Origin of the sequence: Thalassotalea crassostreae (assembly GCF_001831495.1) — a bacterium.
In the GTDB taxonomy this organism is placed as follows: domain Bacteria; phylum Pseudomonadota; class Gammaproteobacteria; order Enterobacterales; family Alteromonadaceae; genus Thalassotalea_A; species Thalassotalea_A crassostreae.
On record NZ_CP017689.1, the window covers coordinates 3,576,904 to 3,599,981 of the forward strand.

The 23,078-nt window shown below is 38.0% G+C and carries 13 protein-coding genes; 8 read left to right on the forward strand and 5 right to left on the reverse strand.

Features of this window, described 5'->3' with window-relative positions; all coding sequences use genetic code 11:
- Positions 1-56 precede the first annotated feature (56 nt).
- Positions 57-2,927 (reverse strand): cadherin repeat domain-containing protein, encoded by a 2,871-nt coding sequence (locus LT090_RS15505; RefSeq protein ID WP_068544448.1) that lies wholly within the window; start codon positions 2,925-2,927, stop codon positions 57-59.
- 422 nt (positions 2,928-3,349) lie between these two features.
- On the opposite strand from LT090_RS15505, the gene LT090_RS15510 reads away from it, so the two are divergent.
- Genes LT090_RS15510 through LT090_RS15520 form a run of 3 tightly spaced genes read left to right on the forward strand, consistent with a single transcriptional unit; the run spans position 3,350 to position 10,086 of the window.
- Positions 3,350-5,905, forward strand: coding sequence for a glycoside hydrolase (locus LT090_RS15510; protein WP_068544449.1), 2,556 nt, complete (start codon positions 3,350-3,352; stop codon positions 5,903-5,905).
- A 4-nt stretch (positions 5,906-5,909) separates the two neighbouring features.
- A complete protein-coding gene (locus LT090_RS15515; RefSeq protein ID WP_082897012.1) occupies positions 5,910-9,092 on the forward strand; it encodes a glycoside hydrolase family 2 TIM barrel-domain containing protein in 3,183 nt (1,060 codons plus the stop codon).
- Between the two features lie 49 nt (positions 9,093-9,141).
- Positions 9,142-10,086: an alpha/beta hydrolase gene (locus LT090_RS15520; protein WP_068544450.1), complete on the forward strand. Its 945-nt coding sequence runs from the start codon at positions 9,142-9,144 to the stop codon at positions 10,084-10,086.
- A gap of 47 nt (positions 10,087-10,133) precedes the next feature.
- On the opposite strand, the gene LT090_RS15525 is transcribed toward LT090_RS15520, so the two are convergent.
- Positions 10,134-12,221: a PKD domain-containing protein gene (locus tag LT090_RS15525; RefSeq protein ID WP_068544451.1), complete on the reverse strand. Its 2,088-nt coding sequence runs from the start codon at positions 12,219-12,221 to the stop codon at positions 10,134-10,136.
- Positions 12,222-12,803: 582 nt separating this feature from the next.
- Here LT090_RS15525 and LT090_RS15530 point away from each other — a divergent pair.
- On the forward strand, positions 12,804-13,472 hold the full coding sequence (locus LT090_RS15530; protein WP_068544452.1) for a PEP-CTERM sorting domain-containing protein: 669 nt from the start codon (positions 12,804-12,806) through the stop codon (positions 13,470-13,472).
- A 107-nt stretch (positions 13,473-13,579) separates the two neighbouring features.
- Here the strand turns inward: LT090_RS15530 and LT090_RS15535 are convergent, their stop codons facing one another.
- Genes LT090_RS15535 through fucP form a run of 3 tightly spaced genes read right to left on the reverse strand, consistent with a single transcriptional unit; the run spans position 13,580 to position 17,428 of the window.
- Positions 13,580-14,935 (reverse strand): hypothetical protein, encoded by a 1,356-nt coding sequence (locus LT090_RS15535; RefSeq protein ID WP_068544453.1) that lies wholly within the window; start codon positions 14,933-14,935, stop codon positions 13,580-13,582.
- A gap of 14 nt (positions 14,936-14,949) precedes the next feature.
- On the reverse strand, positions 14,950-16,128 hold the full coding sequence (locus LT090_RS15540) for an endo-1,4-beta-xylanase (protein ID WP_068544454.1): 1,179 nt from the start codon (positions 16,126-16,128) through the stop codon (positions 14,950-14,952).
- Between the two features lie 4 nt (positions 16,129-16,132).
- Positions 16,133-17,428, reverse strand: a complete 1,296-nt coding sequence (gene fucP, locus LT090_RS15545; RefSeq protein WP_068544455.1) for an L-fucose:H+ symporter permease — start codon at positions 17,426-17,428, stop codon at positions 16,133-16,135.
- A 227-nt stretch (positions 17,429-17,655) separates the two neighbouring features.
- Between fucP and LT090_RS15550 the strand changes: the two genes are divergently transcribed.
- The 4 genes from LT090_RS15550 (at position 17,656) to LT090_RS15565 (ending at position 23,057) form a co-directional block, all read left to right on the forward strand.
- Positions 17,656-18,708, forward strand: coding sequence for a LacI family DNA-binding transcriptional regulator (locus LT090_RS15550; RefSeq protein WP_226996496.1), 1,053 nt, complete (start codon positions 17,656-17,658; stop codon positions 18,706-18,708).
- Positions 18,695-20,326: a sulfatase family protein gene (locus tag LT090_RS15555; RefSeq protein WP_068544457.1), complete on the forward strand. Its 1,632-nt coding sequence runs from the start codon at positions 18,695-18,697 to the stop codon at positions 20,324-20,326. Before LT090_RS15550 ends, LT090_RS15555 begins: the two co-directional genes overlap by 14 nt.
- 8 nt (positions 20,327-20,334) lie before the next feature.
- The gene (locus tag LT090_RS15560; RefSeq protein WP_068544458.1) at positions 20,335-21,444 is read left to right on the forward strand and encodes an SGNH/GDSL hydrolase family protein; all 1,110 of its coding nucleotides are present in this window, start codon (positions 20,335-20,337) and stop codon (positions 21,442-21,444) included.
- 170 nt (positions 21,445-21,614) lie between these two features.
- On the forward strand, positions 21,615-23,057 hold the full coding sequence (locus tag LT090_RS15565; protein WP_068544459.1) for a sulfatase: 1,443 nt from the start codon (positions 21,615-21,617) through the stop codon (positions 23,055-23,057).
- The last annotated feature ends 21 nt before the right edge of the window (positions 23,058-23,078 follow it).

The following is a 23,078-nucleotide window of genomic DNA, read 5'->3' on the forward strand; positions in this document are numbered from 1 at the left end:
CCGAAGATTGTTCGGTGATACAAAATTTATATCTTCATACTGGTTAATAGTGGTGATTACAAACAAGTGCCATCTGCACTTGGCGTAACGCTGATGCGCTCTATTAAGTAATCAAAAGAAACATCATAAAAACCTGCTTGGTCGATAAGCTTGAGGTCTGCTGAACCATCACCGACATCAGCTTTAACCCATATAAGCGGAGCAGTTTGTTCACCGCCATTAACAAAACCGGCATCGTACCCGTCCCATGACTGTTGACCTAAGAACTTCATATCAACTGCGGTATCAAGTTCAAGACATTGAATACCAAAGACATAATCACCTAAGCCTTGATAATTACTGACTAATGGAATGGCATTTTCTGGCGTCCAGTCTTGCTCTGGGTAATCCACATAGCCTTTGCCTACAATAAACATTTCGGTGCGAACAGGGTATCCTGAAAGATCAGTTTCATACCACTCGTATGTAAGTGTTTCTGGTTCGAACCAGACGTTGTAATAACCAGGTGCTGGCGCTGGAATACCATCACTTGAGCCAGAATTCACCATCTCTGTTAAGCTAGTTGAGGCATCAACTAAACCGAAATTATCTCCGCCCCAGCTTTGCTCACTAACAAATTTAAAGTCACCGTAGGGTTTAATAGGATCGCCTGAATCTTCAGCAGTAAATTGCACATCAATATAGTACCAACCTGGCCAGTCTGGAGTTGTTGACATTTTTCCAGCATTAGAGATATCCCAATCTCCACCTGTACCTGCACCGACCATATACATATCAGCGATAGATGACTCCTTGATCAGGGTCGCTCTGCCTACCGCATAGTCAAAAATAACTGTGTAGATACCTGCTGCGTTGCTGTACTCTAAATAGTTCCATGCTTCGTTAATGGTTTTAAGCCAGTAAAATGGTGAACTATTAGCATTTAATTCTTCTAGATTAGTGAAGCCCCACTCAGATGCCGTATCCCAACTTAGCGAACTAACAAATTCAAGCTCAACTGCGTCTGAAAACTCTAATCCTTCGATACCAAATACATGCTCCCCCATACCGTTAAAGTTTTTAACCATCGGGATTGAATCAGCGATGTCCCAATTGCCATCTTCCCCTTCAATCCACCAGTCTAATTCTGGATATTGAGGAAACCCTTTACCGTATATGTACATTTCATCGTGGATGGTTAAATTAGTGAGATCAATTGGCGTTATCGAGTACTCTAATAAGAAAGGATTAAACCTTATTGTGTAGTAACCTGGAGCTTGTGCTGGAATAGCAGCACTAGAATCAGAGTCTTCCATATCAGTTAAGTTATTACTTCTATTAGCAAGGCCAAAATTACCACCATCCCAACTTTGCTCACTTATAAATTTAAAGCCACCGTACGGTTCTTCAGAAGTGTCGTCACCATTATGTTCATTGCTAAATTGAACTTCTATTTGATACCAACCAGCTTGTTCGGTATCTTCGTTCATCGCAATTGCTCGGCCAGCATCCCAGTCACCAGGTGTTCCGACTCCGACCATATACATAGTAGTTATTTGCTTAATAAGTGTAGCTCGGCCTGCTGCGTAATCGAAGATAACAGTGTATAGTCCTGCTGCATCTGCGTATTCTATATATTGATATTCGTCGGTAACTTTTTTAACGGTTTCATGCCAATAAAACTCTGAAGCTGCAGCATTAAGCTGACTTTGATTAGCAAAACCCCATTCAGAAGCGGTGTTCCAATCCAAGCTGCTAATAAACTCAAGTTCAACGGCATCTGAAAACTCTAAATTTTCGATACCAAAGACATGCTCTCCCATGCCTTTATAATTTTTCACCATAGGAATAGAGTCTGCGATGTCCCAATTGCCATCTTCACCTTCAACCCACCAATCTAATTCAGGGTGCTGAGGAAATCCTTTACCATAAATATACATTTGATCTAGCGGGGTGATATCAGAAATATCTAATAATTCGACACTATATTCTAAAGTATCTAAGTTAAATCGAACCGTGTAATAACCGGCTTCGTCGACCCCCATAGAGCCGCCGGAGGTGGAATAAACGATATTACCGTTATCGTCTGTTCCGTAATACTCTGCATCCCAACTGGAGTTCTGGTCGATAAAATTAAACGCTCCAGCCTGTTGGAAGTGAATGAGCATCTCGTACCAGCCTTCAGTCTGAGCGGTCATTAAAGGCGCTTGGCTAAGCTCCCAATGATTGAGTTGAAATTCACCAGAAATCCAAATTTTTTGAACTGGGCTAGCTGTTTCTTCATCAGTTTCGCCCCAAATTTCTATCCAAGATATTTGCGGATCAGCATCACCATCAGAATTTGTAGCTGTTCTTTGAACCGCAAGTTCTAAAATTCCATCACTCACCACAACATTATCAAAACGTCTAAAATCGTTATCTACAGCAATGTAATAACCTTCTTCTAATGTAATGCCTTCGGCGACAAGATCGACGTGACGAGTGCCTTCAGCATCCCAAGGGTCATTAAACCCAAAAACTACGGTATAGCTGCCACTGTCCAACTCAAAGGCATACTCAACACCTTTACCTGCAGTATCTCTCTCATCACCTCGAATACTTCCGTAGTTATCTGCATCAGCATAATATTGAGCGGTTTCTGACGTATATCCCCAACTATAGCCAGTAACTAAATCTGGTCCATAAGACTGATCTTCGACACTACTGCGAGTACCAAAGGTTTCTCGAACTTCTAGTTTTCCTGGAGTTCCATCACCAGCATCCACATAATAGATAACCTTAAAGCCATCTGGAGCCCTAGCGGGTTCGACAAATTCATTAGATTGGTTTTCAGAAATAACTTTATCTTGGTCGTAATTAAAAGAAACGTCATCCCCCCCTTCTCCACATCCAAATAGAGCTAATATTAGGATGAGAATGCAATGATATTTACTCATTATATTTTTCATTTTCCAGCCTTAAATTATTTTTATGATCTTGCTGATAAATAAAATTGCATCAATTTTTATTACTGTCAATTAAGCGTATTTGAGTATTTAGGGGTTTTAGATACTCTTTGCACTAACAAAAACATAACAATAAAACCGCAAAATCTAGCTACAGGTTGCATATTTATTGAGCAGAGCTTAAGCGACTTAATAGATTAAAAAACAAACTAAAGGTACGGATAAATTAGTCGTGATAATTTCTCACTTATCGTTTAGTTTTTTTCAATCACACTTTAAATTTTTCTTTAGTATCATTAACTTCCACTTGATAATTCATTCAAAGGGTTTAATGGTCTATTAATTTTAAGTTTTATTGACGCTCAAGTGCTAAGTAGAAATATTAGATTAGAACAACAAGTCATGATTTATTTACAGGAATTTTTATGAAAACTTACAGGGTTACATATTTAAAAAAATTATTTTTTGCTTTGCTGTATTTAACAACGGCTACTCAACTAAATGCACAAGAGAACATTGCCATTAAGTTTAATATTGAGCATCAAGAAATAGACAGTTTTGGTGCATCCGATGCCTGGACAATTAACCCTTTAATTAATGACTGGTTAGCAAAAGGTCAAAACGATGAAATAGAGGAGCTAGCAGATACATTTTTTTCCACTGACTCAGGCATAGGTTTATCGGGTTGGCGCTTTAATATTGGAGCAGGCAGTGCTGAACAAGGAAGCAATAGCCTAATTACTTTGGATAATTTGGGAAAAGATTATCGTCGCGCAGAACTATTACAACCAAGTCCAAATGCAAACATTGATAAGACTAAGCAACTAGGTCAAATTCGATTTTTGCAAGAAGCTTATGAAAGAAACGTTCACGACTTTGTCGCTTTTGCAAATAGCCCACCAGTATGGGCAACCAAGAATGGATTAGCCCACCCAAATACAGGTACAGGGGTCGATTCAACGAATTTAAAGCCCGATATGGTTGACGATTATGCTAATTTTTTAGTCAACGTTTTGGAATATCTAAGAGGAAATGAAATTGGAGTGCCTGTAAATTACATTAGCCCTATAAATGAGCCAACTTGGGAATGGCAAGGTAAGAGCCAAGAAGCAAATCGTTATAACATGAGTGATCTTGTCTCCGTTTATACACAATTGCACACAGCACTAGAAAATGCAGGGTTGGATAGCTTTGTTGATATTGATGGTGGTGAAGTCGTTGAGTACACCGCGGCGCTAAATGACAGTCGCTATAAAAACTTCTCCGGCGATAGCTCAAATTATAATGGTGGCATGAATGGCACTGGTCAAGGGCTATACAGAAACTATATTAATGAATTATTAGGCGATGAATTATTAAGAGCTAAGTTAGGTAATAAGATTTCCTTACATGGGTATTTCTCTGATGCCTGGTCAGACAGAATGGGAAGTTTACGTGATACTGTTTTGGCAAACGTTAAAGAAGTTTCACCTGAAGCTAAAATTTGGATGAGTGAGTTTGCAATATTAGGTGGCACTGGTGATGTTCGCAACTTTGAGGGAAATGGTTGGAATGTAAACGATATGGATTACGCGTTACATATTGCCAAAGTGCTTCATCGAGACCTAACCCGACTCAACGTTAGTGCTTGGTATTGGTGGCTAGGTGTTACCCCATATAATTACAAAGACGGTTTAATAAAAGTAAATAGTGACTTAGATGCCAACTCGATTCAACCGTCTAAAGTTCTCTGGACTCTAGGCAATTATAGTCGTTTTATCCGTCCTGGCTATATAAGAGTAGGGTTAGATAATGTTGATAATATCAATGGCGTAATGGCCTCTTCTTATAGAAGCCCAGACAGTAAAAAATTAGTACTCGTTGCAACTAATGTAGGAACAAGCGCGCAGCCTCTCTCATTTGAAATTAGTGGTTTACCCCAGGGGAAATCAATCAGCTCAATGTCAACCCACATAACTAATGCTAACAATAACTTAGTGAGTGCCGGAATAACTAATTTTGAGAATGTTTATCAAATACCGGCAAAATCAATAGTGACATTCGTAGCAGATCTTGTCGATAATGAATCGACACCGATAGTAAGCTTTACTCAAAACAGAGCTTTAATAGAGGAAGGCAGTGCAGTAACATTTTCTAGTACAACTTCTAATTCACCTGACTCATTGCAATGGGTATTTATTGGTGGCACACCAGAAACTAGTACCAGTGCGACTCAGGAAGTCACTTATCTTAAGCCTGGAAACTTTAATGTAACTCTTAATGCGAGTAATGCATTTGGCTCTGACTCAAAGACTATAACTAATTCAGTGGAGGTTATCGCTAAAAACACTCAAGCTTGTTCTTCTTCAGGTTATTTAAATATTGAAACATGGTCAGATCTATCAGAAACCGGTGATTATAACTATGACTCCTCAACTGCGAGCATTCCATTAAATACCGCTGGGGATAGTGATACTATTTCTACTTTTGAAATCCAATCAGATTCCGCTGACAACTATGCCACACGTATTCAAGGTTATTTATGTGCCCCCCTAACAGGAGAGTATATCTTTTGGATTGCTGCTGACAATAGTGGCGAATTGTGGCTTAGCAGTGATGATAATCCTAACAATAAAACTAAAATTGCTTACAGTAATGATTGGACTGACTTTCAAGATTGGGATAAATATGGCTCACAACAATCATCACCGATATACCTAATTGCAGGACAAAAATATTATGTGGAAACACTACATAAAGAACATAACGGTAATGATAACCTATCCGTTGGATGGCAATTACCAGATAACACCTTAGAACGTCCTATTCTTCAAACGCACTTATCGCCACTAATTGACAGCACGACTCCAGATCCTACGCCAACCCCTATGCCGGAATCTGATACTGAAAATAAAAAAAGTTCTGGTGGCTCACAATCACTTTACAGCCTGTTATTCATTTTGTGGATTTGGGGCAAACGTAAATTTACTTTTAAGGTATAAAATAATGAAAATAAAAAGTAATACATTAAATTTATGGTTAGTTTTATTATCAATGCTAATGTCGTGTACAAGTTTGGCAGTGGAAGAGTGGCGAGACCCTGAAGTATTTAGAATAAATAAAGAACCTGCGAGGAGTTTTTTTTTCAGCTACGATAATAAAGCTGCGCTACAAAGCGATGCACCATGGCAACAAAGTAACCATCAATTACTTAATGGACAGTGGAAGTTTAATTGGGTTGATCACCCTAGTAAAAGAGCTAAGGATTTTTATCAAACTAATTTTAATGACAATAACTGGGGTGAGTTTCCAGTACCCGCTAATTGGGAATTAAACGGATTTGGTACACCGTTTTATCATAGCCATGCGTGTTTCGATAATGAAATACTATTACCTAAACAAGATATACCGTACAACCCTGTAGGTTCTTATCGTAAAGTATTTAACGTCCCAAATGATTGGAAGAATAAACAAGTTTTTGTTCATTTTGGAGCAGTAAAGTCAGCATTTTATATATGGGTCAACGGCAAAAAGGTCGGCTATTCTCAAGATTCTAAAACTGATGCTGAATTTGATATTACCCCTTACCTCAAGCAAGGAGATAATTTACTTGCACTTGAGGTGTATCGGTATTCTGATGGATCATATTTTGAATGCCAAGATATGTGGCGTGTAAGTGGTATTGAACGAGACGTATATTTATACACTACGCCTAAAGTTGCTGTCAGAGACTTTCATGCTTTCACTAGCTTGGATGATAACTACAAAAATGGTGTTTTAAAGTTCGATGCTGACATAGATAACCGTTCAAAAAACACCTCTGAAGAGCAAAAATTAAAGGTAGATATTTTTGATAAGAATAAAAAACTTATTTTATCTAAGGACCTTACTGTAAAACAGTTAAGCCCTGGTCAAAAAACCAATGTAAGTTTCAGTACTCAAGTCAACAATCCGGCTTTGTGGAGTGCAGAACAACCTAACTTATACGACATCCAGCTAACCTTAGCTAATAAACAACAAAAAACATCACAGTATATAGGGCGAAAAATTGGATTTCGTTCCACTGAATATAAAAATGGTAACTTTTTAGTTAATGGTCAGCCAGTATTATTCAAAGGAGTTAATCGGCATGAACATGACCCAAAAACAGGGCATGTAATAACTAAAGAGTCTATGATTGAAGATGTTAAAATGATGAAGTCATTTAACATAAATGCAGTTCGAATGTCCCATTACCCCAATGATTCCTATATGTATGACTTAGCTGATAAGTATGGGTTATATGTTATGGATGAAGCCAATATAGAATCTCATGGATTAGGGGCAGCCAATCAAGGGTCTTATAACCCAAAAAAACACATTGTAAACGATCCAATCTGGAAAGCTGCCTACTTAGATAGAGTTTCTAATATGTATGAGCGTAGCAAAAATAACGCTTCTGTTATTATGCGCTCTATAGGAAATGAATCAGGTGATGGGCCAAATTTAGAAGCGACATACGACTGGCTTAAAGCTAAAGAGGCATCACCAGTTATATCTGAGCAGGCACAACTTAGGCGCCATACGGATGCTTATGGACAAATGTATGCACCATTACCCGATATTATCCGTTACGCAGAAACGCAACATGATGAGCGACCAGTAATACTTATTGAATATGAACATGCAATGGGTAATTCACTCGGAAATTTTCAAGAGTATTGGGATGCGTTTGAAAAATATGACCGATTACAAGGCGGTTTTATCTGGGACTGGGTAGATCAAACTATTGAAAAAGAAGCTCCTGATGGCACCATATTCCAAGCTTATGGCGGAGACTTAGAACCCGAAGGTACACCGAACAGTGACAGCTTTTGTGCCAATGGTTTAGTCTTTGCTGATCGCACTCCTTACCCATACTTATGGGAAGTAAAAAAGGTTCAACAAAACATTTCGATAGAAGCTCTTGATTTAGCACAAGGTAAAATTATCGTTCGCAATAAATATTACTTTAAAGATCTAAGCAATTATCAATTAAATTGGCGTTTATTGGAAAATGGCGAAGTTATTGAACAAGGAAATGTTAGAACACTTTCGGCTAAACCAGGCAAGAAGGAGTATATAACATTAGATTTTAAAACTCCGTTAAGCAATCAAGATGAGTATTTTTTTAATGTCGATATAACCCTTAACAATTCCGAAGGTTTACTTGAAAAAGGCCATATAGTTGCACAGGAACAACTTGCTCTACCGTATCAAGTTGCTAATGCTAAACCACCTCAACAAACACCTTTAGAGATAGAGAATCTTAAAAATAAAGTGACGTTTTCCGGGGCAGACTTTACCATGGACGTAGATAAAACTACTGGCCTAATCACCTCTATTAATTACTATGGGAAAGAGTTCTTAAAAGGCCCTACACATCCAGAATTTTGGAGAGCACCGGTTTATAATGATCTAGAGATGGTTGACTATGAAAAAAATATGTCTGTGTGGCAACACGCAGGGAAAAATAGCAAACTAAACTCAATTCAGGTCGAAAGAATATCTTCTAATTATGCCCAGATACAAGTAGAACTTGCATTAGACGCTATCGAAAGCAGATATTTCATGACCTATCATGTATATGGTTCAGGCGAAGTAAAAGTTGATAATTGGTTTTATGCAGCCCCACATAAAGAATATGGTGATTTGCCTAGAATAGGAAACTTATTTGAACTTGATACTAGCTTTGACAAGTTAACCTATTATGGTCGAGGACCCCATGAAAATTACGATGATAGAAAGTCTTCAGCCTTTGTCGGTTTATATGAAACCAATGTTGATGCTTTGTATGTTCCCTATGTTCGTCCTTCGGAGAATGGTTATCGTACCGATGTTAGGCACGTTTCTTTTATAGATAATCAAGGTCAAGGAATCACATTTTCTGGTATTAATAATTCTGGTTCAAATAAAAAAGGAGTCATTGGTTTTGGTGCTGAATTTTTTAATACAGATGATTACGATGCTTCTAAAAGCGATCATGTTCGAAGAAATTTACATCCCTTTGAACTTATTAAAAATGATCGTATTTTTGTGAATATAGATTACAGGCAGCGAGGGGTTGGAGGAACTGATTCTTGGGGTTCTGAGCCACTTGATAACTATATTTTACCTTGGTTAGACTACCGTTTTTCGTATTCATTTAAACCTTATCAGGAACATAAGTAATACCGATTAAATAAATATGAGATATTAAAGTTAGTCAGAGGGACAATGCATGACATATTATGTGATAAAAGCTCTACGTTTTTCAATGAATGGAGTAGCTTTAGTTCTTCGATATATTTCGCTTGTTGCGTTCTTTAGCTTTTCTGCAATATTTGTATCTGCTGCGCATCAAGAAATTAGTTTATATGGCACAGAGAAAATGCCCTATAGCAAGCCAAATGAACTAAAGGAATATGAAGCTGACTGTTGGGGAGCAACCTGTATCTATCAGGTTGTAAACCCTACTTTAACTATTTTTAAACCAACTACGGCCTCAAATGGTGCCGCAGTGTTGATTTTACCCGGAGGGGGTTATCAAACAGAAGCGATTTATCATGAAGGATATGAAATAGCGAAAATATTATCATCTAAAGGGATACTCGCGGCTGTGTTAAAGTATCGTTTACCTAATCCTCTATCAGCAACTAAACCTGAGCTAGTTCCTATAACAGATCTCAGAAAAGCTTTGTCATTACTGAGAGAACAACATCAAGAGCTAAAAATAAATCCTAATAATATTGGTGTTATGGGGTTTTCTGCAGGCAGTCATCTAGCAACGGTTGCGAGTGTAAATTTATCGCAAGTAGCGGAAGAAAATCCAAATTTTTCATTATTAATATATGGTGTGACTCGTTTAAATAATGAAAATAAAAAATGGTTGCAAGACAGCTTGTATCATCGACCACTCACTTCTCAAGAAATTGCTGAAAACACTTTATTAAAACGAATATCCCCTCATACTCCCCCTGCTTTTCTAGTTCATGCAATGGATGATGAAATATGCCACTATTTAGAGTCAACTTTGTATGCACAAGCCTTACATAGCAAAAATATTCCTGTTGAAATTCATTTATTCCCAACCGGTGGGCATGGATTTGGTGCAGGTAATATTGAAGATGGTACAGATCAATGGTTAGCACTCGCTAGTAATTGGATAAACCGTTTAAGAAACTAAAAAGCCGATATTTTTAAAATACCGGCTTAAGTAAAAGTAAGGTTGTTTTATAAGTTCACTGACTGCTCAGCCGAACAACTCCCACCACCTAGTTCACAGACTTGATATGTATAAGTGCCACTTGCCATATTAGATGAAACATCCTTAAAGGTGCCATCATTTGCGGTAGTAGCAATCACACTTCCATTTCTTACTATCTCCACATTGTTGCCTAATGCATTACTCCAATTAAGTTGCACAGTTAAACGACCTTTCCTATTTAAGGAGGCTGACCAAATATCCATAGTAACTTCGTTACCAGTAGTCTCTGATACAGCCACAACTTGACTTGAACTATCAGAGCTTCCTTCATTATCGGTTACAGTCAATTCAACAGTATAACTCCCTGGAGATGCATAGCTGTAGCTAGGGTTTTCAACATCCGAGTTATTACCATCACCAAAATCCCAATAGTGACTTTCAATATTACCATCGCTGTCAGAGCTTGTGCTCGTAAAGTTAGCCGTTAAATTATTCGAACTTACGGTAAAGCTCGCAGTGGGCTGTTGATTTTGTGGAGGTGAAACATTGTTGACCGTTAATACAATATCATCAAATTCTACAGAGCCTTGTGTTGCATATAGATAATTATACAACTGCCAAACCCCTGCGCTTGCAGAAAATGTATGTGTATATTCTTGCCATTGTGTTGTTACATCTATACTAGTGACTTGATATGGGTATGGGCTACCATCTTCAGTTTTGTGGGTCCAAAGCTCTTGCCCTTGGAAGTGTGTTTCAAATTTTGCTTTTGCACCGGGTGATGTACCACGTAATTTAGCAGTCAAAGTATAAGTTTCACCACCTTGTGTTGCTCCCGGTATTAAATCTCCTGTTGCATCAGTCGCCTGATGAACCCCTCGTGATTGATTATCCGCAGAAAGACGCAGATAATAATTACCATCTGCAGCACCTGCAGGATCGTATACTCGCTCCACACCAGGATCGTCATAATAACGCCATCCGTAACCACCAAATGGAGCAACATATTCAAAACTCCCGTTTGCCACATCTCCATTATTAGTAAAAGCATTTACAATTTCATTATTGCTTTGAATCGACCATAATGGATTAAGTGAAGCTATATGCTGTGCTAACATATGTGCTTGCCCACTGTGATCCCACATCGAACCGTGAAATTGTTCCCACATCCAGGGGTATTTTAAAGCCGATAAATTTCCACCAACTTCAGAGACTACTTCATGACTATAATTAGCTGGTTCATTTAAATCCCAGCCGTATGCATTCATTAATACGATATGAGGTGTGTTGCCATAAACCGAACGTAAGTCAGTAATAACATCTTTATATCTGTTTTTTATTTCTTCTTTACCAGCGCCAACGTCATTCGCACCAGCATTAACAACAATTACATGAGGGTCAAATCCACTTCTATAATTAATATCTTGATTTATATAGTCTTCAGAAAAGATAAATGAGCGAACATCATTATCTCCACCCTGCCCTGATTTATCAAGGGTAGCCCCTCCTACCGCTTGTAAATTCATTTCTGCATTTAACATTCGACTCGCCATGGCCGGATAGGCATAGTAACCACCTGAATCGCCCGAATCTTGTTCACTGTAATTAGAAGTGCCATCCATATTCGAATCACCAAAAAACTCTATTCGAAGGTTTGGTCGAGCCGGAGGAGCAAGCAACGTTCCATCAACATCGATACCATAAATAGTACTAGCTGACTTATAAGAATAAGTAGTCTCTTTAAACAACTCAATAGTGTGTTCACCTAGAGGCAAATTATTAGCAAGTGTATAAGTAGCGCGGCCTGGATCCATATAAATTAAGTCATCACTAGGCACGCCATCGATTACTACCCTATACTGCTCTTTCCATTCAACACCATAAGGACTGCGTGTTCCTGCATCAATATCAACACTTGCACTAGTTCCGCTGAATCTAAATAAGAGTTTGGAACCATGCCAAGTAACTTTTGGTGCTGAAGGGTTATCAAAATTCCAGCGACCAGTATATTGAATATTTTCATCTGAGGGGTCTATAGATTGAGCACTACAGAGACTGCTTAGTCCGCAAAAAATAACAAAAGCAGCACTTTTCCGAAGTTTATTTATTTTCATAATAAAGCCTTTATTCTTGTATTGATTATTTTTGCCATACAGCTAAATTTTGGCGAATGTAACATCCAAACCATAATGGTTAAAATTTGAACACACGGATAGTCTACAAGAACTCTGATATGAAACAATTGACTATTACTCAAGTAAAGTTGAATTAAACTCACTACTGTAATTTCCGGAAATGATTATAAAACTAATCTCTTTAAGAACTTCTAAAGGTATAAGGATTATAATCAGGAAAGTTTATTCAATATTGGTAATTATAAGGTTTAGTTAGGCTAGAGAAGTCACTTTTCTGTCACTTTTCAGTCACAACCATAAATTGGCAACATAACCAATTGATTGATAAGTTGATTTTAATCTGTAACGCGCCCCTCCGGAGGGCGAGGCCGCAGGTTCGACTCCTGCCGGGTGGGCCATATTCAATTTTACTTTCCGTTTAACTGTCAGAATTATTTACAACCCCAAACAAAGTAAACAATATTTCCTTTAAAAAACAACAATTTAAAAACTGGCACATGCCTTGCATTACTACTTGCAAATTCAATAAATGTGATTGTTGAGAATTAAAAGGATAAATTTATGAATAAGTTTACAGTTAAAGGGTTTCTTTTCTCTTTAATATTTGGCCTAAGCTTTGTTGCAAATGCAACCTTGGTCAGTCTAGTCGAAAATGGTGACTTTGAAGATGTGGATGTTCAAGATGGCTCTTGGCAATGGTTTGCTGCAGGTGCAGTTGGCTGGTCTGGTGATAATGTTGAAATTTGGGATTCATTATTTCCTGGTGTTGAAGCATTTAGCGGTGAACAACATGCTGAATTGAATGCTCATCCATACAATGGTACTCAATGGGTCTTAGAGCAAACACTTACAGGTTTAACTGACGGTGATATTTATGACTTCGGTTTTGCCTATAGAGCAAGAAGTAATACTAGTGAATCATTTCGATTTGAAATTATTGGTTCAGAAAGCAGCGTGAATTTATTACTGGATGATCACACTACAACACAGTGGGAACAAGTAAATAGCAGTTTTAAAGTTGTAGGAACTGAAGCGACAATTCGTTTTTCTTCTATTCAACCAGGTTCTGGTACCGTTGGTAACTTGTTAGATGCTGTTTATGTAAACGCAAGTGAAGGTGGCAGTGGGACTTCACAACCAGTTCCTGAGCCGAGTACATTATTAATATTCTCATTGGCTTTGATAGGGTTAAACTGGCGCCGTGTGTCAGCTAGCTTACAAAGAAAATAAATTAGAATTGAACGGAAAAAGCCAGTGTTTTCACTGGCTTTTTTTATGTCATTAGGAAAGTAACTAAATTAAACTGATTAATTTGGTTAATATCGACTATCGCAGGCTTAATCACGACTTTTATTGCGAACAAGAGCGACTAAAGCCAGCCATAACATATAAATTGCACCGCCACTGCTTTCGCTTTTTTCTTCATCTGTCGCAGTTTCTGGTTCCTGTTCTGGTTCCTGTTCTGGTTCCTGTTCTGGTTCAGATGGTACGTTAGAATGTGTTGCGATATCTGAATCAGTTGATTCGTTAAACGATCTATCTACTGCAACAACATAATATTCATAATTGCTAACTAAGTCATCCATTTGATCAGTATAACGGTTTGAATAAACTTTACCGTTTATAAGTTCAAACGCTGCTCCGTCAATTGAACGATATAACCGATAAAACTCTATAGAATCGCTATCGTCTATATTCCAAGACAGTTCTAATTTGTCTTCAACTAATTCAACCGCTACGCTTTCTGGTTTATTCGGTGCAGTAATATCTATTTCAGTTTTAAAATATTCGCTACCAACGGTAAATTCGCCACTATATACTTCATAACCTGCTCGAACTGATTTTATCCATAAGTCAGGTTCAGCTACTTTCCTTTTAGCAAGAGTGTCTTCTTCATTAGGCAAATCTAAAAAGTTTAAATAGTCTTTTGAGATATCAATAAACAACTTTAATGAATGGTCGAGATAAGGGGCAACTTGGGTGTGGTCAATAGGAATAAATTTAATGTGAACTTTATTATCATTATCACCGCTATTTTGGAAAAACTTGTAACGCACAGCCCATTGATATTCTGCGCCATCTACCGTTAATGAAAAAGGCTTTATTGTGCGATCTTCATTGCGAGCAAACCACCAATAAGACTTATTATCTGCTTTAACTTTATCGGATAAGTCCACTTGTTGGTAACTTTCAAGCTGTATGACCAAGTCAAAATCACGGTCGGCATCAACCGGTTCAAGGTTTTTTTCACCTGCGTCAAAAATAACGTTAATGGTTGCCCACCATTTGTCATTGCTGTCTCCGGCATTTTGTTGAAATGTTTTCCACTGCAATCGTAAACTGTGATTTAAATTTGCGATCTTAACGGGCATGCCAGTCAACGATGCACTGCCCGGAAGCCATTTTCCACCCGCTTTAACACCACCTACTGTGCCCTGCACATAGGCATCCATACCTGAACCACCTGGGTCAATATAGTCTATGGTAAACGCGGATCCTAGCTCTTGCACTGCGTTTTCATCATAACTCATCACACTACCTTGATTATAAAGGTGATTAGTTAATGAATAATGATCCGACTTAATAACTGTCGTTGATCTTGTGACTTCTTTCGCATGGCTCATGCTTAATGAACCACAAGCGACTAATGATAAAGCACATATCGATGTTGCTTTTATTGGGATAAATTTCATAATTATAGTTTTAGCTACTTACTATTCTCTAACACTTTTTGAACTTCGTAATAAGCTTTTCTTGGTTGATAATGTTCATCCCAAAGGCCGGTTGTAATAGTGGTTTTATTGCGAAAATGCGGACCATCAGTGATGGTCCAAGCATTCCAAGATACAACACCCGTCTTTCTATTATTCAATAATATTTGTATAAGGTTGGCATACGACTGAGCAACAAGCTCTTCGTTATATGCTGCGTTTTTCTTCAGGTGAATATTGTTTTCGGTCACATGAAATTCAAAGTTATTGGCGTGAGACCATTTTATTAATTGGTCAAATGTTTCCAATTCTTTGCTTTTAGGGTCAGAAAACTTAACATACTCTTCCCTAAAATGGGCTTGCCAGCCAATTGCATCTACTCGCAATCCTAAGTAACGAAGATACATCACCAACTCTTTCATTAACGCGATAGATTCCGGTGTCGTCATGCGATGTTGGTTAATTACCATTTTTAAATTTGGCGCGTATTTATTAGCTTCAATAAACGAGCGTACAATGTATTTCGGCACACCAAGTTTATTTAGCAGTGGAAATTGTTTTGGTATATTGTCAGTGATGAAACCCATTTTAGTCCATGGATTTTCCCATTCAGTGACTCCAGGTTTAGGACCGAACCACGTCCCTTCTTCGGTAATTGTTTCATTAACGACGTCAAACCATTTAACGTGTGGTTCATTGTTATAACGAGCCGCTAAAGCTTGCATAAACTCAATTAAATTGGCTTCTAATTCTAACGCTGTTCTATCATCACTTTTTGCCCAACGAGATACTTGTGGACTGATTGGCCCATGGATACGAACTAACTGATTATTCTCTTTTGCGATAGCAATCCAATTATCTGGCTTTTCCCAACGCCATTTGCCAGGAGCAGAATGGATGTGTGACTGCTTATAGATATTGGCAGGTGTTATATAACTAAATTCACTATTAAGTAATTTTCCCTTTGGCCCAAATAATTCGTTATATTGAATGGTCGCGCCTATATAAAAATTCTCTGGGTACTTATCGGCGGCAATGTCTTTTAATCGTCTGCCATCGGGAGATTTTATTTCCACTTCATCAGTTGCACTACTAACGCCAATCTGCATGCAACTAAGCGCAAAACCAAGACACATTACAGACAAACTTTTTTTCATTGTTAAAGCTTTAATCATTGAATTACCCGAGCCTTATGCTCGCTCCTTTCACGCCATAAAATACGATATATATATAACAAAATACTGGGACGATAAATGCTAACTGAATGCCAATAAGGTCAGCAAATACGCCTTGGATCATTGGTACTATAGCTCCTCCAGCGATGGCAAGGCACATAATACCCGAACCTTTACTGGTGTTATTTCCCAAGTCTTTAATTCCCAAGGTAAATATTGTAGGGAACATAATTGAATTAAATAAGCCCACCGCTAAAATAGCCCACATAGCAATATGGCCTTGAGCAATAACTGCTGTTAATACAAGAGCAGCCGCCATCAATGCGTTAAAAGTTAAAATCTTACTAGCATCTATATAGCGCATAATCGCCGCACCAATAAACCGCCCAACCATGGCTCCCCCCCAATAATAGGCAACGTAGTTCGCAGCTTTTACTTCACTAAAGCCGACAATATTATCTTGAGCTAAGAAATTTATAATTAGACTGCCAATGGCAACTTCTGCACCAACATATAAAAATATGCCAGTCGCACCTAACAAAAGGTGTGGTGTTTTAAATAATGATAATTTTTTTACTTCTTCGTTAGCGTTATCGCTAGTATCACTTCGATGTAAATTAGGCAGTTTTAGAGCGACAAAGATAAATGCTAAAACGAATAGAATAGCAGCAATGATTAAATAAGGATCCTTTACCGAATTTGCCTGCTGCGCTTTTATTGCAGTTTGCTCTACCACTGGCAGTTTGGCAATTTCTTCCACACCAAGCGCTACTGACGCCAAAATAAACGCACCTCCTATAAAAGGTGCAATTGTAGTACCTAGAGCATTAAATGCCTGCGTCAACGTTAATCGACTTGAGGCGGTTTTAACTGGGCCAAGTAAGGTGACATATGGATTAGCCGAAACTTGTAAAAATGTTATACCAGAAGCGAGAATAAATAGCGCAAGTAAAAAAATAGAATATGACTGCGTTGTCGCCGCAGGATAAAAGGTTAGACAACCTATTCCTGCAATACATAAACCAGTGATTATCCCTGACTTATAACCTATTTTTTTTACAATATTTCCAGCAGGCACTGAAACGATAAAGTAGGCACTAAAAAAGCAAAACTGTACTAACATAGCCTGGGTATAATTCAGATCGAATACGTTTTTTAAATGCGGAATTAAGATGTCATTTAAACATGCCACTAGCCCCCACATAAAAAATAGCGACGTCAAAATAACTAACGTGAAGTTTGAACTTAGGCAAGCTTCATCATTATTATCAACTTTGCTTTTTTTTAGCGAGGAGGACATAAACAACCTTATTTTCTGATTAACGGTCAATCAAAATAGAACTATTAATTTTAGAGGGTAGCACTATAACGGAGTTTTTTCGTGTAAATCAATACAATTTTCTAATTTAGAACAATAATTGACAACGTTATCTATTTTGATGCATATTGATGCTCAGTTGCTATAACTGAAGGTTTATTGACCCTAATTGCAATCATATAAAAATTATAAACATAGGAATGCTAAAATTGAATAGCAAAATTACAATTCGGGATGTCGCAAGTTTAGCTAATGTATCGGTTAAGACTGTATCTCGAGTCTTAAATAACGAACCTAATGTTCGCATTGCTATGCAAGAGCGAGTAAATGCGGCGGTTAAGGAGTTAAATTTTAAGCCGAACCCGCAAGCTCGTGGTTTAAGAGGTAATAAATCTTTTATACTTACTTTGATTTATTCTAATCCAAATCCTGACTACATTTTAGAAGTGCAGAAAGGGATTTTAGATCAAGGTCATGAAGATGGTTATAACTTACAAATATTACCATGTGACCATACCAGCGAAAACCTGATTGAAATGGTAACCTCATTTTTAGAGGGGTCACCACAAGATGGTGTGATATTGACTTTACCATTAAGTGACAACCAACAAATCATTGAACTGCTTGAATCAAAAAATATTCCTTATACAAGAATTTCGCCTTTAAACAGCGAAAGTAATTCACCATTTGTCGGTAGCGATGACCAAAAAGCTGCGTATGATATGACCAGGCATTTGATTTCATTAGGTCATACCGACATTGCCTTTATTAAAGGTCACCCTGATCATTCAGATACCCATAAACGCTTATTAGGTTATAAACAAGCTCTCAATGAATACGGGATTAATGCTAATGAACAGTTCATTAAGCAAGGTTATTTCACTTTTGAGTCTGGTGAGTACTGCGCACGACAACTGCTTTCTCAACCTATAAAACCGACCGCAATCTTTGCCAGTAATGATTGTATGGCCGCAGGCGTACTGAAGGTTTCTAAGCAATTAAACATTTCAGTACCAGCAATGCTGACAATTGCTGGATATGATGATACCTCGGTTTCTCAACAAGTATGGCCCGCAATTACAACAGTAAAACAACCGATTTATCAACTCGGTAAGCTTGCAACAAAGAAACTAATCAATAAAATCAAATCCCTAGATTATGAGAAATTGCCTTCGATACTCGAATGTGATTTAGTGTTAAGAGAATCTGCAAGTCCTTGTAGTGCAATACCAAGAAGAATATTAGCCCATGAAGTTATTTAGTTATTTAGTTATTAGTTCAGTAGTATTATTCAGTAACAGTGGATTAGCTGAGCAAGACAGACCCAATATCGTACTACTCGTAGCAGAAGATATGAGTGCTCGCGTAAAGGCATTTGGTGATAACGTCGCCATCACACCAAATATTGATGCTTTAGCGCAACACAGTATTTTGTATCCAAACTCTTTTACCACCGCAGGCGTTTGCGCACCTAGTAGAACAGGGTTAATTACTGGTATGCATCAAGCGAGTGTTGGTGGTCAGCATATGCGTACAAGAGATTTTAAAGAATCATCTTATCGTGCTGTACCGGATGAAAATGTAAAAGCATTTCCCGAATTATTACGTCGAAAAGGTTACTACACTTATGTCTCTTCAAAGCTAGATTATCAATTCAGTGAGATTGCTGCTAACTCTGGCCCTTTTACAATTTGGGATTATGAAGGCTCTAAACCAAGCTGGAACGGACGAAAACCAAATCAACCATTCTTCGGTATGTATCATTTTAACATCAGCCATGAAAGTGCATTATTTCCTGAAAAAATAGCCAAAAACGTTGAAAAAGGTATCGTCAAACAAATCGTCAAGCCTGAGCAAGTATCGGTGCCAGCTTACTACCCTGATACTCCAATTGTGCGCCAAGCCATAGCTCAAGTTTATAACAATGTATCCGCGATGGATCGCCAGGTCGGCGCAATTTTAGACAAATTAAAAGCACAAGGATTGGCAGAAAATACCATTGTGATTTGGACAACAGATCACGGTGATGGTTTACCTCGCAGTAAGCGAGAAATTTACGACAGTGGCATCAAAGTTCCTTTGGTGGTGCATTGGCCAGAAAAGTACCGTCCGCAAGGTATGAAACCTCATGCCATCAATGAACAGTTAATCAGCTTTGTTGACATTGCACCTTCTATTTTAGCGATGGCAAATATTAAAGTCCCTGAGTATATGCAAGGTAGTGCATTATTAGTTGATCAATCGTTACCTCAACGTGAGTATATCTTTGCCTCAAAAGACAGATTGGATGAATTCCCTTTTTATGAAAGAGCGGCAAGAAGTAGCCAATATAAATATCTGCGCAACTACCTTCCGAATAAGCCTGGTGGCGTTAAGTTAGGGTATCGTGAACAATTGCCTATTATGGGCGATTTATGGCGCGCTCTTGAAAATGGTGAAATGAATGAAGCACAGCAGTTTTGGTTTATGCCAAGACCGAGCGAAGAGCTTTACGACATCATTAATGACCCTGATGAAGTTAATAACTTAGCTGACAATCCAAAATTTAAATCGCAATTAGAACAAATGCGCAGTGCGTTAACCAATTGGCAGCACAAAGTAAAAGATTACAGCAAGCTTAAAGAGATAGACCAAGCACAACTATTTTGGCCTCAAGGTAAACAGCCTCAAACACCTAAACCAACGGTTTCGATTAGTAAAGACTTGGTGACTATCGCTAATAGCAACTTAGGTGCGTCAATTGGCTATAAAATTAATAACGGCAAGTGGCAAATATATACTGAGCCGTTCATCATAAAATCTGGCGATATAGTTACCACTAAAGCCATTCGCTATGGTTGGCAAGAAAGCTTGGAAACAACCATCAAGCATGGTAATTAATCGGTCAAATGCTTAAATCAACCAATATATCAAAACAACTTAAGCTACTATTATCGTCGATGATAGTGCTTGCTGTTGTTACTTCAAGCCCGTCGAATGCAGCTCAACAAGTAAACCTAAATGATGATAAAATTCGATTTCTAGGTGCTAGCTACATTTATCAGCAAGACAACCAAGTAAGTTTTACTCGTCACAGCAAAAAAATCTTAGCTTTGCCTAATGTACAGCTTGGGTTTAACCCGATTAAAGCGCAAACAACATCGGGAATTGCAATTAATCTAGCGACCAACAGCTCAGAAATTAACTTCGAATTTATCATTATTGAGAAAGAAAATAGAGGCTCTGAATTCGCGCTTTACGAAAATAACAAACTAGTTAAAACGTTCAAGTTTCAACGTAAAGATAAAACCTTAAAGCTCAGTTATCAGAGCAAAAATTCAAAATATAAAGAGTACCGATTAACACTTCCAAGTTGGTCTAATGTAGCGTTGCAGTCGATTAGTTTAGACGACAATAGCAAATTATTGACAATCAAATCACCTCGCCAAGCAAAATATGTGGCAATGGGGGATTCAATTACTCACGGTGTTGGACAAGGCTCAGCAACGCACTTAACCTACCCTTACATTGTTTCTCAACATCTCGACTTAGAACTCTTTAATCTTGCTGTCGGTGGCGGAAAAACATCAATTCCTACCGCTAACATGCTGGCAGAATTTGATGAAATAGAGCTCATTACCTTGCTCATTGGTTATAACGATTGGAATTCACCAAAAGCCGATGTTAAACAATATCAGCAAAACCTAGAGAATATGTTAGAGATAATTCGTAGTAATCACCCTGAAACAAAAATTTACTGTATAACGCCACTGTTTACTAAATCAAAAAAAGCGAAACACGTAAGTCAGCCATTGGATGCATATCGTCAAGCGGTGATAAATGTAGTAAGCGCAAGAATAGACGCGGGCGATCGCAATATTGAAGTAATAAAAGGCGACTCGATCACCTCGATTGATAATTTAAGACAAGACAGTCCAAAAGATCCCGTGCATCTAGGTGTAGCAGGGGCACAAATGTTAGCCGACCAGTTAATTCAAATAATTAAATCGCATAATTGACACAAACAGCTAATTTATAACGATATTTTACAAGCTATAATTCGCAAGCTACCGTAAATCAAGCTAACCGTAACTAAGCTTTACAAAACCTTTACTTAAGATTATGACAAATTAAATTGACACCGTTATCATAAATAGTAAGCTTAGCAAAAATATATATAGAGAATCCTATGAAATTTTTAACTGCATTAGCGTTGTCTACTTGTTCAATAATACTAACGATGAGCAGTGCGTTAGCAAATAAATCACAGCCTAACGTTTTATTTATCATGATAGATGATATGAGAGTGACCTATGGACCTTATGCTGAACAGGGCCCTAAAACGCCAAATATAGATAGCCTTGCCAGTACAGGCGTCGCATTCAATAGAGCCTATAGCAATATCCCAGTATGCGGTGCATCACGAGCAAGCTTGATGACAGGCATTCGAGGCAGCAAAAATAGATTTCTCGCCTTTAGTCCCGCAGATGTTGATACTCCGGATGCAATTAGTCTTGCCCAACATTTCAAAAACAACGGCTACACCACGGTCAGTTTAGGGAAAGTGTTTAATAACCAATTTGACAAAAAAGACGGCTGGAATACCAATTGGCGCCCTGATGAAGCGCTAAAACTGAAAGGAAAAAATAACCAAAAGGCCAATCTAAAAATTCGCATGAATTATCTATCGGATAACGCGAATAAAATATTTGATGACAATAAAAAAGGTCCGGCATTCGAAAATACAAATGTTGATGATTTTGCTTATTTTAATGGCCAAATTGCAAAGCGAGCCACCCAAGAATTGGAAATGTTTAACGAAAATAAGCAACCATTCTTCCTTGCTGTAGGGTTAAAAAAGCCACATTTACCGTTTAATGCTCCACAAAAATATTGGGATATGTATAATCGCGAGCAACTACCGGTTGCTAGCAGCGATGCATTAGCGAAAAATGCACCGAAGGAGTCGAACCATACTTGGGGTGAACTGCGTAGCTATTATGGTATGCCTAAAAAGGGCCCTATGCCTAAAGAACTGGCAAAAGAATTAGTTCATGGCTATTTTGCTGCAACAAGTTATTCAGACGCATTAGTGGGAGTAATGGTTAATAAGCTAAAAGAATTAAAGCTAGATGAAAATACCATTATAGTTTTGTGGGGTGATCATGGCTGGAGTTTAGGTGAACATGGCTTGTGGGCAAAACATTCCGCTTACAATGTTGCTAATCAAATACCGCTAATTTTCAATGCTCCACAATTATTAAAGAATAATCAAGTTGAAGGCGTAGTTGAGTCAGTGGATATCTATCCTACGTTAGCAGAACTTGCCAATTTACCAGCAGTAGAACAAGTCGACGGTATTAGCTTAGTACCGCAATTAACAGTTAAAGGCAGCAAAGGTAAAGGCGAAGTTTTCACTCGATGGAAAAATTCAGACACTATTAGAACCAATCGCTACCACTATACCGAGTGGCGTAATAAGAAAGATAAAGTTATCGCTCGCATGCTATTTGATCACGAAAATGATCAAGAAGAATTAGTCAATGTCTCTGAGCAAAAAGAATACACAAGCGTTGTTACAGAATTAAGTACAAAGTTACTTAAACAAATTAACATCGCCAACAACTATTAATTTCAGCAGTTTTAGGAATAC